The organism is Paenibacillus sp. JNUCC 34 (assembly GCF_058269055.1).
Genome location: NZ_CM177770.1, coordinates 2265110 through 2280961 on the forward strand (window position 1 = coordinate 2265110; position 15852 = coordinate 2280961).

Annotated in this window: 16 protein-coding genes and 1 riboswitch; of the genes, 14 read left to right on the top strand and 2 right to left on the bottom strand. The window is 45.2% G+C overall.

From position 1 onward, the window contains the following. Positions 1-8 precede the first annotated feature (8 nt). The 8 genes from AC2TF5_RS10715 to AC2TF5_RS10750 all read left to right on the top strand — a co-directional run bounded on the left by AC2TF5_RS10715 (position 9) and on the right by AC2TF5_RS10750 (position 8415). Positions 9-218, top strand: coding sequence for a hypothetical protein (locus AC2TF5_RS10715; protein ID WP_491302140.1), 210 nt, complete (start codon positions 9-11; stop codon positions 216-218). A gap of 6 nt (positions 219-224) precedes the next feature. Further along, positions 225-515 (top strand): DUF4176 domain-containing protein, encoded by a 291-nt coding sequence (locus AC2TF5_RS10720; RefSeq protein WP_491302141.1) that lies wholly within the window; start codon positions 225-227, stop codon positions 513-515. 206 nt (positions 516-721) lie between these two features. Next, on the top strand, positions 722-1999 hold the full coding sequence (locus AC2TF5_RS10725; RefSeq protein ID WP_491302142.1) for a class II aldolase/adducin family protein: 1278 nt from the start codon (positions 722-724) through the stop codon (positions 1997-1999). A gap of 180 nt (positions 2000-2179) precedes the next feature. Further along, positions 2180-4249: a bifunctional aldolase/short-chain dehydrogenase gene (locus AC2TF5_RS10730; RefSeq protein WP_491302143.1), complete on the top strand. Its 2070-nt coding sequence runs from the start codon at positions 2180-2182 to the stop codon at positions 4247-4249. A 281-nt stretch (positions 4250-4530) separates the two neighbouring features. Next, positions 4531-5307: a DeoR/GlpR family DNA-binding transcription regulator gene (locus AC2TF5_RS10735; protein WP_491302144.1), complete on the top strand. Its 777-nt coding sequence runs from the start codon at positions 4531-4533 to the stop codon at positions 5305-5307. Positions 5308-5447: 140 nt separating this feature from the next. Next, positions 5448-6176, top strand: a complete 729-nt coding sequence (locus AC2TF5_RS10740) for a (Fe-S)-binding protein (protein WP_491302145.1) — start codon at positions 5448-5450, stop codon at positions 6174-6176. Next, positions 6173-7681, top strand: a complete 1509-nt coding sequence (locus AC2TF5_RS10745) for a LutB/LldF family L-lactate oxidation iron-sulfur protein (protein ID WP_491302146.1) — start codon at positions 6173-6175, stop codon at positions 7679-7681. Before AC2TF5_RS10740 ends, AC2TF5_RS10745 begins: the two co-directional genes overlap by 4 nt. Beyond that, positions 7678-8415, top strand: a complete 738-nt coding sequence (locus tag AC2TF5_RS10750) for a LutC/YkgG family protein (protein ID WP_491302147.1) — start codon at positions 7678-7680, stop codon at positions 8413-8415. The genes AC2TF5_RS10745 and AC2TF5_RS10750 overlap by 4 nt, the downstream gene beginning before the upstream one ends. A gap of 135 nt (positions 8416-8550) precedes the next feature. On the opposite strand, the gene AC2TF5_RS10755 is transcribed toward AC2TF5_RS10750, so the two are convergent. Beyond that, positions 8551-9405, bottom strand: coding sequence for an SDR family oxidoreductase (locus tag AC2TF5_RS10755; RefSeq protein ID WP_491302148.1), 855 nt, complete (start codon positions 9403-9405; stop codon positions 8551-8553). A gap of 294 nt (positions 9406-9699) precedes the next feature. Here AC2TF5_RS10755 and AC2TF5_RS10760 point away from each other — a divergent pair, with 294 nt between their 5' ends. Then, positions 9700-9939: a ferredoxin family protein gene (locus AC2TF5_RS10760; protein ID WP_491302149.1), complete on the top strand. Its 240-nt coding sequence runs from the start codon at positions 9700-9702 to the stop codon at positions 9937-9939. A 79-nt stretch (positions 9940-10018) separates the two neighbouring features. Here AC2TF5_RS10760 and AC2TF5_RS10765 read toward each other — a convergent pair whose 3' ends face one another. Further along, positions 10019-11089 (bottom strand): Mrp/NBP35 family ATP-binding protein, encoded by a 1071-nt coding sequence (locus AC2TF5_RS10765; protein WP_491302150.1) that lies wholly within the window; start codon positions 11087-11089, stop codon positions 10019-10021. A 344-nt stretch (positions 11090-11433) separates the two neighbouring features. Further along, a riboswitch (cyclic di-AMP (ydaO/yuaA leader) is annotated at positions 11434-11565 on the top strand. Between the two features lie 4 nt (positions 11566-11569). On the opposite strand from AC2TF5_RS10765, the gene AC2TF5_RS10770 reads away from it, so the two are divergent. The 5 genes from AC2TF5_RS10770 to AC2TF5_RS10790 all read left to right on the top strand — a co-directional run bounded on the left by AC2TF5_RS10770 (position 11570) and on the right by AC2TF5_RS10790 (position 15847). After that, positions 11570-12043, top strand: coding sequence for a C40 family peptidase (locus AC2TF5_RS10770; RefSeq protein WP_491302151.1), 474 nt, complete (start codon positions 11570-11572; stop codon positions 12041-12043). Between the two features lie 128 nt (positions 12044-12171). Continuing rightward, complete coding sequence (locus tag AC2TF5_RS10775; protein WP_491302152.1) at positions 12172-13119, top strand: phosphotransferase family protein; 948 nt, start codon at positions 12172-12174, stop codon at positions 13117-13119. A gap of 33 nt (positions 13120-13152) precedes the next feature. Then, positions 13153-13545 (top strand): 2Fe-2S iron-sulfur cluster-binding protein, encoded by a 393-nt coding sequence (locus tag AC2TF5_RS10780; protein ID WP_491302153.1) that lies wholly within the window; start codon positions 13153-13155, stop codon positions 13543-13545. Between the two features lie 186 nt (positions 13546-13731). Then, on the top strand, positions 13732-14142 hold the full coding sequence (locus AC2TF5_RS10785) for a VOC family protein (protein WP_491302154.1): 411 nt from the start codon (positions 13732-13734) through the stop codon (positions 14140-14142). 52 nt (positions 14143-14194) lie between these two features. Continuing rightward, on the top strand, positions 14195-15847 hold the full coding sequence (locus AC2TF5_RS10790) for a response regulator (RefSeq protein ID WP_491302155.1): 1653 nt from the start codon (positions 14195-14197) through the stop codon (positions 15845-15847). Positions 15848-15852 lie beyond the last annotated feature (5 nt).

Consider the following 15852-nt stretch of genomic DNA (forward strand, 5'->3'; position numbering starts at 1 on the left):
AGAGGAGTATGAAGTCATTGAGCGATAAGCAAACCAAATTCAAACAGATTATGATCGCCATTGCCATCATTGGTGTTCTGGGCACCGTTATACCGAATCTCATGGATTCCAGTTTACCTGTAGCGGAAAAGGCAGTGATATGTATAACATTTTTGGTATGTATTCCGCTTCTCGTTACGGCTTTGTACTTTGTAGGCAAGAAACTAATGAAAGGTTGATGACGTATGGAACCAATTCAAGAAGATCTTCTGCCGATTGGATCAGTTGTGAAATTTAAAGATTGGGATCAGACTCTTATGATATATGGAAGAATGCAGAATGATTCCAAGACGCTGAAAAGATGGGATTATGTTGCATGCTTTTATCCTCACGGTAACTTAACAAATGACTCAAATATCTTTTTTAATCATAAGGATATATCGGAGATCGTGTTCAAGGGATATGTCAACGAAGAGGAAATTGCATTTCGTGATGCATTGGTCAAAGGAATTGCAAAAGTTGAGCAGGCTAACTAAAAGTTGATCTAACCGGGTTTTGTCATTTCGGTATCATAAAAGCTGTCATTGAAGCAGAGCATTCTGTTGTAGAGGCAGCTTTTTTCTATGCGTGCAATAAATCATTGCCGAATGAACAAACATAAAGTAAACTTAAAAACAAAAAAACAAAAGCAAACAAAAATATTGTGGTTTGAATGCTTTTGTTAATTTTGGAGGCGCTGAATATGCAAACAGAACTGCTTCATCCTGCGGACCAAATATTAATGATGATGGAACGAATTTATGACTATGGAATGACTACCACATCCGGTGGTAATTTATCCATTAAAGATGAGAACGGCGACATATGGATTACACCAGCGGGAGTAGACAAGGGTGCATTAACACGAAATGATATCGTTTGTGTCAAAGGTGATGGCACAGTGGTTGGTCATCATAAACCATCAAGTGAGTACCCGTTCCACCGTCTGATTTATCGTACACGTTCAGACCTGAAAGCTGTAGTTCATGCGCATCCACCGGCGTTGGTGTCATTCAGTATTGTAAGGAAAATTCCAAATACGAAGCTTCTTCCGAACGAGGAGCTTATTGTTGGTGATGTGGGGATGGCGGAATATGCACTGCCTGGGAGCGAAAAGCTCGGTGAGAATATTGCGGCTGTTTTTGCTAAAGGACTTAACAGCGTCATGCTTGAAAATCATGGAGTGGTCGTCGGCGGGAACAATCTATTTGAGGCTTTTCGTGCCTTTGAGACGTTGGAGTACTGTGCAAGGCTTGAAATTAACGCCAACCGGATTGGCAAACCGATTACACTTCAGTCTGTAAATCGTGACGAGCCGCAGCTGTTGTTAGAGAAATTTCAGACAGAGTCTTACACAACCGAAGAGCGGGAAGTCCGCAGAGAAATGTGCAAACTGATCTCAAGAGCTTATGACCAGAGATTGTTTACAAGTACACAAGGAACGTTCTCACAGCGCCTGTCTGATGGCTCTTTCGTAATTACCCCTTACGGTGATGACCGGAAGTATTTGCAGCCCGGTGATTTGGTCCGTGTGAAAGAGGGGAAGCACGAAGCCGGTAAGGTGCCGAGCCGTTCCGTCCAGTTCCACGAGCTCATTTATCAGACTCAACCGCATGTGGAATCGATTATTATTGCCCACCCGCCGAATATCATGGCGTTCGCCGTAACAGATACGGGATTTGATTCAAGGACGATTCCGGAAAGCTATATTCTGCTCAGGGATATGCCAAAGCTTCCGTTTGGGATGGTTGTGCATCAGGCCGAAGAAGCCGCAGCACGTTTCAAGAAGAATACGCCGCTCGCCATTGCCGAGAACGATTGTATTATCGTCACAGGTTCTTCATTGCTCAATGCATTTGATCGTCTTGAAGTGGCTGAATACAGCGCCAAGGCCTTCATAGATACCTTTATTCTGGGTCCAGTTCAACATATCGATGATTCCAAAATCGAAGATCTTAAAGAAGCTTTTAGCCTGGACTAGACATTTATTTCATCATAAACAATAAATCCCCTCACATTTTCGCCCGTTTATTTTTGAATTTTATATATTCAAAAATAAACGGGCATGTTATTATGTTATCAACACGTTGAAAACGGTGCCAACTTATAAGGGTTTCCGTTTATATCTAAGATTAAACGTATTCGGGGGGGAGATTATTTCATGGTTCAAAGCTTGTGGGACAAATCAAAGGCAGATCAGGCAAAAGACACGTTAGATGAACTCGTTTATCGTTCTAATATGATTGGTACAGACCGTAGAGTGTGCAATTGGGGCGGAGGTAACACCTCCAGCAAAACGATGGTGAAGGATTTCCGTGGACGTGATGTTGAAGTCATGTACGTCAAGGGAAGTGGGTCAGATCTGGCTTCGATGAAAGCAGGTAATTTTACCGGATTGCGAATGGATGACATTAAACCGCTATTCGAACGTGATTCCATGCCAGATGAAGAAATGGTAGCTTACCTGGCTCACTGCATGATCGATGCCAAACATCCAAGAGCCTCAATCGAAACTCTGCTGCATGCATTTCTTCCATTCAAACATGTGGATCACACACATCCCGACGCCATCATCAGTCTATGCTGCGCTGATAACGGTAAAGAACTGGCCAAAGAAATTTTTGGTGACAGGTTTGTATGGGTTCCTTATGTAAGACCGGGCTTTACATTATCCAAGATGATTGCTGAAGGTGTTCTGGCCAATCCAAATGCAGAGCTTGTTCTGATGGAGAAACACGGCCTTGTGACATGGGGCGATACATCAGAAGAATGTTATGCCCAGACGATCAAAATAATTAGTGAAGCGGAGGCCTTTATTGAAGCAAAATTTGAGCAGGAGCAATTGTTTGGTGGTGTAAAGCAGAGTCCGCTGCCAGCCGCAGTTCGCCGCCGAATTGCTGCAGAGGTGATGCCTACGATCCGTGGTGCAGTAAGTGATGTCAAGAAAATGATTCTGTCTTTTGATGATGAGGACGACGTACTGGCTTTTGTTGGTGGAAAAAATTCTTCCGAGCTCTCTCAGGTTGGTGCAGCTTGTCCAGATCATCTGGTACATACCAAAATGGTTCCTCTATTCATCGACTGGACACCTGATGCCGACGATATTGAAGGTCTCAAAGTTATACTTATTGAAGGTATCTCATCATATAAAGAACAATATGAAGACTATTTCAACCGGAACAAGCACGAAGGCGATGTCATGTTCGAAGCTGCTCCACGTGTCATACTGATTCCGGGGGTGGGTATGGTCAACTCCGGCAAGAGCTGGTCGAACTCCAAAGTTAGCGGAGCATTGTATCACCGGGCGATTGCAGTTATGCGTGGTGCAACAGCTCTTGGTGATTTCGTGTCCCTTAGTGAGAACGAGTCTTATAATGTGGAGTACTGGCCGCTGGAGCTGTATAAACTGACACTTGCTCCGAAGGAAGCTGAATTCTCACGTCAGATTGCTTTTATTACTGGCGGAGCAGGCGGAATCGGGAGTGAAACGGCAAGAAGGCTCGTATCTGAAGGGGCCCATGTGGTGCTTGCGGACCTGAACCTCGAAGGAGCAGATAAGGTAGCCGGAGATATAAACGAGAAATATGGAGAAAATCGGGCGATTGCCGTTAAAATGGATGTAACGGACGAAGATGCGGTTTACGCAGCATATCAAGCTTCCTCTATTTTTTACGGTGGTGTCGATATCATTGTTAACAATGCGGGACTGGCAACATCAAGTCCTTTCGAGGAAACATCATTGAAAGAATGGAATCTAAATATGAACGTGCTCGGAACAGGATATTTCCTGGTAGCGCGTGAAGCATTCAAAATCATGAGACAACAGAGTATCGGTGGCAGCATGGTGTTTGTGGGTTCGAAAAACTCTGTGTATGCCGGCAAGAATGCATCCGCATATAGCTCTGCAAAAGCACTGGAAGCGCATTTGGCTCGATGCATTGCGGCCGAGGGTGGTCCGTACGGGATTCGTGTCAACACGGTTCTTCCGGACGCGATCCTTCAAGGATCTGCGATATGGAATTCCAATTGGCGTAATGAACGGGCAGCGGCCTATGGTATTGAACCGGATGAGCTTGAAGAATATTACCGCAAACGTACAACGCTGCTTGTAAATATTTATCCAAGAGATATTGCTGAAGGAATTGCGTTCTTTGCATCATCCCAATCTGAGAAAACGACAGGCTGCATGCTTACAATTGACGGTGGAGTACCGGCGGCATTTACCCGGTAGTAGTTGAAGCGTATTCCGGCGTCAGAATTATTCAGTCGGACGGGGATTCGGCGCCTACGCTACATACCGTCTCCAGTAGAACATTATGGACTGTAGTTATTGCAGGAAAGCTAATATGTTTTGGGGAAAAAGGACTTTTGTATTCATTTCCCGAATTGGTTAAGATGGCTGAAGGGGCTTCGGCGTTCAGATGTTTAGGCAGCCTGGGAAAAAACATATGGAGAATTTAGTCAAGTCATAGATTTGACTCATAAAATACAACAGTAAGGATGAAGTGATTTATGTTGGTTGCAGAACGTTATGAGAAGATAGTGCAGTTGGTCAATGAAAGAGGAAGTATCCGGGTCACCGAGCTGAGTCAGCTGTGCGGGGTAACGGAGGAGACCATCCGCCGAGATTTGGATCGGTTGGAAGAATCGGGACGTCTTCGCCGTTCCCATGGTGGCGCGGTTAGTGTTAAAGATCAACCTATTCCTTGGCGTTCTCAACCCGAAATCCCTTTTACAGAACGTGAAATTATGCATGCCGAGGAGAAGCAGCGGATTGCAGAGGAGGCGGTAAAGCTCATCGAGCCGAATCAGCGGATCCTGTTGGATGCAAGCTCCACAGCATGGTATATGGCGAGGCTTATTCCCGATTTTCCACTAACGGTACTGACCAATTCGATCAAGGCAGCGGCTGAGCTAGGTGGAAAAGAGAAGATTGAAGTTATCTCTACCGGTGGATTAATGGCTCATCGTTCCTTATCTTTTGTAGGCCCGTTAGCTGAGCGCTCTTTGGAATCCTATCACGTGGATAAAGCTTTTCTTTCCTTTAAAGGAGTTCATTTGGAGAGAGGGCTAAGTGAATCCAATGAGCTTCAGGCTAGAATTAAACATAAAATGATTGGAATGGCAGATCAGGTGATCCTGCTAGCGGATGCAAGTAAATTCGGTGTTCAGGCGTTTACACAGGTCGCAGATTTGCAGCGCGTGGATACGATTATTACTGACAGACGTCTGCCTGCACATGATGCAACGCCTTTTACGGACCGCGGAATCCATATCATTTCGGTGTAACCACAATCCCCCGATCACGGGGGTTTTTTAAAAGATAATGATGTAAACGTTAACAGAAACGAAAGCCGCCTGATGGGGAAGGTGAATCCGTTTCTTTTTGTAAATAGAGACTACAATTTGAGTGGTAAGCGGGGTGCACAATGAAAATCTCCTTATTTGTAACATGCTTAAGTGATGCAATGTTCCCACGGGTATCCGAAGCGATGGTTCGGCTGCTTGCCCGTTACGGCATCAAACTGGAGTTTCCTGATGTACAGACGTGCTGCGGGCAACCTGCCTACAATAGCGGCTATTGGGATGAAGCCCGGACAAGCGCGAAGACCATTTTGGATGCCTTTGAAGATAGCGACTTTGTCGTTTCGCCTTCGGGCTCATGCACTTATATGATTCATCATTATCCGAACTTGTTTAAAAGTGACCCGATTTATTTGAAAAAGGCTGAAGATTTACAAATGAAAACGTATGAATTCTCGCAGTTCCTCGTCAAAGTTCTTGGCGTAACAGACATTGGCGCTACTTTCTCGGGCAAGGTAACTTATCATCCATCCTGCCACGGCAGCCGGCTACTTGGTGTAAAGGACGAACCGATGGAACTTCTGAAGAAGGTGGAGGGTCTGGAGTTCGTACCGCTGCCATTCGCTGAGGACTGCTGCGGCTTCGGTGGAACGTTCGCAGTCAAAATGGCGGACATTTCAGGAGCCATGGTTACCGAGAAGGTGGATCATATTATTGAGACCGAGGCATCGGTACTTGTGGGTCTTGATATGGCCTGTTTAATGAATATAGCCGGGAACCTCCGTTACCGAGGGGAGAAGGTCAAAGTAATGCATTTAGCCGAGCTTCTACATGAAGGGGTGAAGGGGGCATGAGTACGTCTGAATCGACAAAAATGAGCGTGAAACAGCGCTCCAGACTGGCACTCAATAATGATTTTCTCCGCAGTGCGGTCCGTTTTACGACGGAGCGGTTACGGAGTGGGAAACTTCAGGCCTCTGCTGATCATGGAAACTGGGATACGTGGCGGGAACGGGGGCGGCAAATCCGGCTGCATACGATAGCGAATTTGGATTATTACTTAAATTTATTCGCGGATAATGCCCGTGCTAACGGAGTACATGTTCATTTTGCTGATACAGCAGAGGAAGCGGTGAACATCTCACTTCAGATTGCCCAGCGAAAGTCGGCTAAATCGGTAGTGAAATCAAAATCGATGGTTTCCGAGGAACTGCACCTGAACAAAGCTTTGGAATCCATCGGTGTTGAAGCGGTAGAAACGGATCTAGGCGAATATATTATTCAGCTTGCAGATGAGACTCCATCACATATTATTATCCCCGCGATTCACAAGAACCGCTATCAGATCGCAGATCTGTTATCCAAGGAGGCTGGGGAGACACTTCCGCCGGATACATCGATTCTGGCTGGATTTGTGAGGAATAAACTAAGAGAGAAATTTCTGGATGCCGACATCGGTATGACCGGATGTAATTTTGCCATTGCCGAGACGGGTTCCATGGTCCTGTTCGAGAATGAGGGCAACGCCCGTATGGTGACAACGCTTCCGAAGACACAGATCACGTTGATGGGAATGGAACGGATTATTCCTTCATGGTCCGATCTCGAAGTGATGGCGACACTGCTGCCGCGTTCAGCAACCGGTCAGAAGCTGACGGTTTACATGTCGGGCATTACAGGATCTCGGAGAGAAGATGATGGTGATGGCCCAGAAGAAATGCATATCATTATTATCGACAATGGCCGATCACTGCAGCTTGGCGATCCGGAGTTCCAGGAGTTGCTGAACTGCATCCGCTGTGGCGCCTGCCTTAACGCTTGTCCGGTCTACAGACAGATCGGTGGCCACGCATATGGTGGGACATACAGCGGTCCGATTGGAGCTGTTCTTACACCTGCCCTGAAAAAGAATGTTGCGGAATGGGACGATATCGCTAATGCTTCAAGCTTATGTGGTGCTTGTTATGAAGCTTGTCCAGTAAAAATTCCGCTGCATGACATGCTTGTATCCCTGCGCCGGCGCAAGATCGAGGGCGGACGTGGGAGTAAGGCTGAGGGAGTGGGTATGAAGGGTTTTGCAGCCGTGATGGGGAATTCCAAGCGCTATCGCACCGTGATCCGAATCGGAAAGCTTGGACAGAAATTGGTGGTCCGTGGCGGTGAAATCCGTACGAAGGCCGGTCCGTTAAAAGGGTGGAACTCATACCGTGTTACACCAAGCCTGCCTAAGGAATCGTTCCGGGACAGATGGCCGACCCTTGAGCAGGAAATTTCCCAAGGGGTCAGAGAAATGGATTCTGGCATAGAGAACAGGCTGAAGCAGATCGTGAATGACCGGAAGAAGGGCGGGACATCATGATAAATCAGCAAAGTGATCAGGAGTGGCTTGAGCAATTGGAAGCACAGTCCAGAAAGAAACAAGAATCATTCATGAACGGTATTGCGTCCAAGCTGAACAGGTCTCGTGTTCGGGAAAAACCTGATCATCCCTATAGAGGGGCTCCAGATTTCTGGAATGAATTCAACTGGTCTCTGGATAACCGAATTCATCAATTCACAGTGAATTTTGAAGCCGCGGGTGGGCATGCCGTTCATCTGTCGGATATGGAACAGGTTAAGCAGTTTATCACAGCAAAAGCAGGAGAGATGAGTGCAGGCAAGATTCTGAGACAAAATCAGGAAGTGCTGGCTCAACTTGACCTTGCGAGCGCACTCCCCGATACGGATATTTCGGTCTGGAATGAGAATCGTGAAACGGATTGGCGATCAAAAGCGGCAGAATCCGATTTCGGTATTGTCGTGGCGGATTATGCGGCCGCCTATACGGGCTCTATGGTTGTATTGTCCTCGAAGGATAAAGGCCGAGCGGTCAGCTTGCTGCCGACGGTCCTAATTGCCATTATACCTGTGGAGCGCCTTAAGACGCGGCTTGGAGAGATACTGGTGAATTTCGACACAGAGGGAAGGGGAAATCTTCCGGCAGGCATTCATTTTATCTCAGGACCGAGCAGGTCGGCTGATATTGAGAACGATCTGACCATCGGGGTTCATGGACCGGGTATTGTGTACGCACTCATTGTGGATCATATGTAACAGAATCAATAGTTAAGCTGGCCTTGAGCCTTTAAGTTGAATCATAAAGCCCCTTTCTTTACCCTGCAATGTTCAGGTGTGAGAAAGGGGCTTTTTATGAAAAGAAAATGAAATGTCTGATCAATTAGAGCGGGGTCACTTGCCGCGCCGCGTCAGTTTAGCGAGTTCATCCCACTGTTCCTCAGTTACTTCAGCCAGCTCATTAAACTGACCGGCGCCTTGAAGCCATTCACCGCCATCGATTGTAATAACATCACCATTTATGTATCCGGCGTAGTCTGAAATAAGATAAGCAGCAAGATTGCTGAGCTCTTCTTTATCTCCCACGCGTGCGAGAGGGATACGGTTAATCATCTTTTGCTCAAATTCCGGTGTAGGAGACAATCTGGACCAAGCGCCTTCCGTTGGAAACGGCCCGGGTGCAATTGCCACCTGCCGAATGCCGTAAGGTGCCCATTCTACAGCGAGTGAACGGGTTAATGCCAATACTCCAGCTTTTGCCGCCGCAGAAGGGACAACATAACCGGATCCTGTAGAGGCATAGGTCGTGACGATATTCAGCATCGTTCCGGAAATCCCTTGCTCAATCCATCGTTTTCCAACTTCCAGAGTTGTGTAAAATGTGCCATGAAGCACGATGTTGAGAACGGCATCCACGGCTCTAGGAGAGAGGCGTTCCGTAGGACTGATGAAATTACCAGCTGCGTTATTGACCAGCACGTCGATGCCCCCGTAATGCTGTTCTACCTCTTCCACCAGTTCATGCACCTGGGATGGATCGCGAACATCGCAGCTTTTGAAATATACGGCATGCCCGTAACTGCTCATTTCCTCTGCAGCAGCCTTCAGTACGTCTTCACGCCGTCCGCAAATGGCGAGTTTCGCACCCAACTTCAGAAATTTCTCCCCCATGGCCCTTCCCAGCCCTGTAGCCCCACCTGTTATCAGCACAACCTTGTCCTTCAACAAATCCTTAGCAAATGGACCCATTGCTCCACACTCCTTCAGATCTGGTTAAATTGCAAAAAAATACCGATATATCCGAGCGTAACATGTAAATGTCTGGAATGGAATAAATCTTTATCCAATACTTACCGTTAGCTGGCATATCATTTATTTATACGGCTGAAGGGCAGTATTGACAAAATTAACAATGATCCACATAATTATTATATGTTTATGTATAAAAAGTACTGAATCTAGATTTTTTTGTCCTATTATTCCTATTTATGATGTATGATTAAAAGAAAGCTAGATTAGTACAATGGAGAGGGGAGTAATCACATGTATGTTATAGGTTCAGCCTGCATAGACGAGAAAGCGGGAGAATGCGTTGACGTATGTCCTGTTGATTGCATTGAAGAAGGAGAGGACCAGTTCTATATTGACCCGGATGTTTGTATATCTTGCGGTGCTTGTGAAGCGGCTTGTCCTGTAACAGCAGTATTCTATATCGATGATTTGCCAGAAGAAGAAAAGCCTTACTATGAGAAGGCTGTAGAATACTACAAAAACAAAAATTAAATCATACGAAAATAACACCCTTCCGGGCAGGTGCGGAGCGATCCGGTCACCATATTGGAAGGGTGTATTTGTCATGCATTTATGGAGAAGATTGAATAATGTGATGAGCCAGATCATCGTAAATGGAGCTGAGAAGATTCGGCTTAGTCGATTCCATTTCATCAGGAACAATTGGAATCTGGGTGAGTAGGGACGTATTCAGCTGGTTCGCCAGCTTTTCTCCGCCGCCCTTGCCAAAGATATAATGCTTGGTGCCTGAAGGATCTTCATAATAAGACATGTTCTCCACAACGCCGAGAATACGGTGATTGGTCTGAAGGGCCATTAGTCCTGCACGCTCTGCAACGACTGTTGCTGTGGACTGTGGTGTAGTGACAATAATTTCAGAACATTCAGGTATCATCTGATGAACAGCCAGAGCGATATCGCCTGTCCCAGGCGGGAGATCAATAAGCATATAGTCCAGCGGCCCCCACATCACATCATTCAAAAAACTGGACAGCATTCTTCCTAGTCTGGGTCCCCGCCACAGGACAGGGTCGTTACCCTTAACAAAAAATCCGGTTGATATGACTTGAACACCGTCTCTTTCTATCGGTGTGGGCCGGCTATTCGTAGGCTCTGGCTTCTCATGTATTCCCATCATGTCTGGTATGCTGAAGCCGTAGATGTCTGCGTCAATGATTCCAACTTTCTTTCCAGCCTTCTGTAATGAAAGAGCCAGATTCAGTGTAACTGTAGATTTTCCGACGCCTCCTTTTCCGCTGGCTACCGCTATAAATTTGACACCCGCTTTAACCAAAGGACTTACTGGAAAAGAACCCTGCGCCCCCCCTCTATTGGCAGGCTGTTGGCCAGAAGGTTTCATCTCCTGCGCTCGAGCAGTTATGTTATGCCTCTCCTCGGCAGAAACTTGCTTGACCCTAATATGTATGTCTGTCATTCCCATTGTGCGCAATAGCCCTTCAATCTGTTTACAGCGTATTTCTGTTATGCCTTGCTCCTGTTCTTGCTCTGTGGCGATTAGAGTCATCGCTGCTTTGTCTTCTTTCAGCATGACATCACGGATTAATCCAATTTGAATCAAGGGAAGTTTCAATTCGGAGTCGAGTATCTTCGTCATTTCACGATTAAATACTTCTCTATTCATAAGTCACCTGTGCAAAACGATGACAATGCGGATACCTGCAAGTTGATAAAGAGTTCTGGTAAGCCAACATTCGTAATTCCCTCCTTGAAAACCGATAATCAATTTCAGTTTAAAGAAAGAGAAAGGGCTAGTCAACAAATGAGTCTAGTACACAAGCGATAGCGAGAGTCCAACGAAAATACGAGCGATAGATAGAAAAACGGGTCAATTAGCTGTTAGTCGACATCACTGCAGGGCATGACGGGTGATTAGCGAGATTTGCAGAATAAAATTACAATTTTGTTACTGAATACGATTGACATATCACCTCAAAATATACTACATTATGATAGAGTTACAAAACTTTAATGAATTTGCCGAATTTCGTTTTGAAAACGGGGGAACCAATCTGGGTGAATTATTCTTGAAGTCAAGGGAATATAGGAAACCTTCAACCGAACCCTTAGCTAACTCCGTAGGCACCGAAGGGGGAAAGTGTTTTTGAAGAAAGTCGTATTATCTGTACTAGGGTCTGCACTTATTTTTTCCTCTGGCGCCTTCACGGCATATGCGGACCAGCCGAAGCTTCAGAGTGAAGTTACACAATTAGTAGGAACTCCTTATAAATGGGGAGGAACAACTGTAAGCGGATTCGATTGCTCCGGATTTATTTTGTACATATTCGATCAATATAATCTCGATCTGCCGCGAACTTCGGCATCACAAGCAGAAGCTGGTGTTCACGTGGAGCAAGATGATCTTCGATTGGGAGATTTGGTCTTCTTCAATACGAGTGGCCGAGGTATCTCGCATGCAGGAATTTATATTGGAAATGATGAGTTCGCTCATGCATCCACTAGCAGAGGAGTAAGAATCAGCAAGCTTTCGGAATCCTACTATAAGAATCGTTATGTAACAGCACGTCGTGTCATCGATCAAGACAATTATGTTCAGATGGTAGGTAGTATGAATTAATATTTCCTCAACGAATAGAAGTCCGCGATGAATTTCGCGGGCTTTTTGTTGTATGATATTACTATATTTAGGTAAAGAGTGTTGAGCTCATTGTATGAGAAGATATAGCTGGGGGATAGATTACTATAATGTCAAATTTATTTAAGAAGGAAATTCATGATTGGAACAGCTGGGGAGCTGTTTATCAATCCATCGAGGATTTTAGACCTCTGATTCATGAAATCTTTGCAAGGGAACAGTTGATAGGAGCAGAAGATATCTCTCATTTAACACCGGGAACAAATGCCGTTTTCAAAACAGGATCCCATGTGATCAAAATTTTTGCACCGATTTCATCTGGAATGAATACGGATCAGGACTTTAAAGCTGAGCGAGTTGCGATGCAACGAGCGATAGACCAAGGAGTTCGGACCCCGAATATTGTAGCTGCATCCAAAATTAATGATAAATATGAATTTAAGTATATCATTATGGATTTTATTGAAGGTCAAAGTGCTGGGGATGCCATAAATGGCTTTACATATGAGCAAAAGCGAGATTTCGTAGGTGAGTTACAAGATGATATGGTGAAGTTGAACACGCTGCCGGATGAAGAAGTGAGTCGTGCTGCGATCATTGAGAGAGCAATCCATAATGAGCGCTGGAAGATCGTATCTTCTGAGGTAAGAAAACAGATTGAGCACTTTTTGAACCATTATGAGTTTGGTACCTGCATGCATGTTCATGGAGATCTTACGGGTGACAATGTATTGATTGATTCGAAAGATCAGGTTTATATTATAGATTTTGCAGACAGTACCATTGCACCGGTAGAATATGAGTATCCTGGGATTGTGTTTGAGTTGTTTCAAAGTGATGTAGAAACTGTTCATGAGTTTATAAAATGTAGGAATCTGGAATACAGTGAGTTCATTGACCTGCTATTTGCGGGGACGCTGCTGCATGACTTTGGTGCGAACTTTGTAAAATCCATTTATGAAAAACATACAGGAAAAGGTGTCGGTGAGATGTTAGACATTTTTGAGTATAAGGAGTTGATTCATACCCATCTGATGTCACATTCCCAGAATATATAAACTTAATGGACTCATTGAGGAGGGAGATACAGCGTGTTTAAATTTTGGAAAGGCCGGGAGGGGAAGAATAAATCGGTTCCGGAGAGTACCGCTGCGCCCGGGAATGACGCATATGAAGAAACGGAAGAGCAAATCGTAGAATTAAAGGGCAGAAATGTTCAACGATTCGTTGCGCCGGTCATTGGTTTGACGGTATTGGATTTGGCGGAGAAGAATGAAGTGGACTGGAATTCTTTCTGCAAAAGAGGGACATGTGCCCGCTGCCGATGTCATGTCAGTGAAGGATTGGAATATTTATCCGATCCAAACGAAGCGGAGGAGAAGCGGCTTGATCCAGAGGAGATTGATGAGGGATACCGTCTGGGTTGCCAGGCAAAATTGGAGAGAATAGGCGCCATATCCATTAAACATGCACCTTATTTTTAATAGATATTAATTCACGAACAGCCGGAGGCCTGAGCAAGCAGGTCATCCGGTTTTTTGATGCTATCAGAGGCAGTCATGATAACGAATGAATTTGATAAAAAATAGCACATTTCACTTTTAATGTTTGCTATGATGTTCATAACTGGAACTTATTAGGCTGCCAAAAAGCTATTTGGAGGGGTATATATGAAGAGTAATGAGAACGATATCAAAACAGCTGCACCGGAAAGTCCGATTCAAAACAAGGTTGGCAGCATTTTTGTTCCTGTACGAGACATTGAGAAATCACGTGAATGGTACTGCACTCTTCTTGGCATCGATCTTGAGAGCTGCAGCATTATGAACGGTCATCTGTGTCCAATTCCAATGCAAGGTACTGGGGTCATTCTAGATACGATGCCTATGTGGGGCGGCAAGGAGCCGGGCGGAGCCCCCCCTGTTTCTACGCCTGCTTTTATGCTGCTGACCCATGACCTGGAAGCTTCCTATAATTATGCCAAGACTACAGGTGTCAATCTGGTAACGGGCATTGAACATGAGCATTGGTTTGTCATTAAGGACCCAGATGGTAATTTGCTGATGGTATGCAAGGAGTAGTTGAATAACCTCGGTTTTCCACTGGAGAAATTTCAAATTTACTGTTAAAGTAATGTCCACATACGTAATCGTTGGAATGGGGGCGATTCAACTGTACAAAATCATCATTGTCGATGACGAGCCGATCGTCCGTGAAGGAATCAGAAACCGTATTCAATGGGCGGAACATGGATTTGAATGTGTAGGAGTTTGTGAGAATGGCAGGGATGCGTTGGAAGTCGTTGCGCAGCTTGAGCCGGATGTCGTGATGACAGACATTTATATGCCTTTTTTGGACGGACTGGAGCTTTCACGTCATATTGCCGAAAAATATCCACGAACGAAAATCATTATTTTAACGGGTTACGACGATTTTGAATATGCGCAGCAGGCCGTTAAAATCCAAGTGGCAGACTTTATTTTGAAACCGGTTACATCGGCGGAGTTACGCGAAATGCTGGATAAACTCAAAGCCGAGATGGATGAAGAGCGGGGTCACTGGGAACATTTGAATCGGCTTAAACAGCAACTGAATGAGAGTCTTCCGCTGCTTAAGGAGCGATTTCTCGAACGGTTGGCATCCTCCGCCCTGAATGAATGGGAAATCAACAATAAAATGGCTTTTTTCAATATACCGCTTCCTGGTCCTTTTTTTGTAGCGATCGCTTCGGATATGGATGAATGGAGGACGGAAGAACAAGGTACAGATAATGAGCTGTATGCTTTCGCAGTTTATAACATCATTCAGGAAATAACTGATACAGAGGCAACTTCTGCCGTATTCCGTTATAAAGGGAACAAGGTCATCACCATATTATCTGGAGAAGGAGAAGAAGAGTTATATAGCCGAGTCCAGGAACTGGCCGAGGAGATCAGGACATCTATCAAAAGATATTTAAATTTCACAGTTACCGTTGGCGTTGGCACGATCTGCCGTCATCTGAAGGACATTCGGCATTCCTGTCGTGCATCCGTTGCTGCACTGGAATATCGTTTGCTCATCGGAAGTGATCAGGTCGTCAGTATTTCGGATCTGGAAAAACGGGGTTCCATGCCTCTTTATGATGGTACGGAGATAGAGAAAACGCTCGTGTCGGCGATCAAAACCGGAACACCCGATGATGTGGAGCAATCCATCGGCAAACTTATAGCAGAGCTTGGCAACGCTTCGATCTCATTGGAGCAGTGCTATGTAAGAGTGCTTCGAACGATGTTGGCAGTCCTACAGGCTTTGTTCGAGATTGGATGTAATGAAAAAGAGTTGCTAGGTAAAGAAACTCGTCTCTTGACGGAGCTGTATTCTTTCCGTTCACTGGATGAGATCGAACGCTGGCTGAAGGATATGTGTGGAAAGGCGATAAAGGGTGTAGCCGAAACCCGAAGAGATATATCCCGTAACCAGATGCTTGATGCCGTTGATTATATTCAACGGAATTACGATGATACCGAGCTCTCCGTGAAAACGGTCTGCAGCCGAATCTTTATGAGCGCCAGCTACTTCAGCTCCTTATTTAAGGCTCACACAGGAAAAACTTTTGTAGAGTATGTCACGTCATTCCGGATGGAGAAGGCCAAAGAACTATTAAAGCACTCCAACTTGAAAACATATGAAATCGCTAACAAAACAGGGTATCAGGATGCACAGTATTTTAGCGTGTTATTCAAAAAATACACAGGTGATACACCAACGGAATACCGACAAAAAATGCTGGTGGACCGAGTATGAAGATG

Excerpts from the sequence above, each read along its gene's own strand:
- AC2TF5_RS10715 (WP_491302140.1), top strand. The coding sequence starts at position 9 with ATGAAGTCATTGAGCGATAAGCAAACCAAATTCAAACAGATTATGATC.
- AC2TF5_RS10720 (WP_491302141.1), top strand. The coding sequence starts at position 225 with ATGGAACCAATTCAAGAAGATCTTCTGCCGATTGGATCAGTTGTGAAA.
- AC2TF5_RS10725 (WP_491302142.1), top strand. The coding sequence starts at position 722 with ATGCAAACAGAACTGCTTCATCCTGCGGACCAAATATTAATGATGATG.
- AC2TF5_RS10730 (WP_491302143.1), top strand. The coding sequence starts at position 2,180 with ATGGTTCAAAGCTTGTGGGACAAATCAAAGGCAGATCAGGCAAAAGAC.
- AC2TF5_RS10735 (WP_491302144.1), top strand. The coding sequence starts at position 4,531 with ATGTTGGTTGCAGAACGTTATGAGAAGATAGTGCAGTTGGTCAATGAA.
- AC2TF5_RS10740 (WP_491302145.1), top strand. The coding sequence starts at position 5,448 with ATGAAAATCTCCTTATTTGTAACATGCTTAAGTGATGCAATGTTCCCA.
- AC2TF5_RS10745 (WP_491302146.1), top strand. The coding sequence starts at position 6,173 with ATGAGTACGTCTGAATCGACAAAAATGAGCGTGAAACAGCGCTCCAGA.
- AC2TF5_RS10750 (WP_491302147.1), top strand. The coding sequence starts at position 7,678 with ATGATAAATCAGCAAAGTGATCAGGAGTGGCTTGAGCAATTGGAAGCA.
- AC2TF5_RS10755 (WP_491302148.1), bottom strand. The coding sequence starts at position 9,405 with ATGGGTCCATTTGCTAAGGATTTGTTGAAGGACAAGGTTGTGCTGATA.
- AC2TF5_RS10760 (WP_491302149.1), top strand. The coding sequence starts at position 9,700 with ATGTATGTTATAGGTTCAGCCTGCATAGACGAGAAAGCGGGAGAATGC.
- AC2TF5_RS10765 (WP_491302150.1), bottom strand. The coding sequence starts at position 11,089 with ATGAATAGAGAAGTATTTAATCGTGAAATGACGAAGATACTCGACTCC.
- AC2TF5_RS10775 (WP_491302152.1), top strand. The coding sequence starts at position 12,172 with ATGTCAAATTTATTTAAGAAGGAAATTCATGATTGGAACAGCTGGGGA.
- AC2TF5_RS10785 (WP_491302154.1), top strand. The coding sequence starts at position 13,732 with ATGAAGAGTAATGAGAACGATATCAAAACAGCTGCACCGGAAAGTCCG.
- AC2TF5_RS10790 (WP_491302155.1), top strand. The coding sequence starts at position 14,195 with ATGTCCACATACGTAATCGTTGGAATGGGGGCGATTCAACTGTACAAA.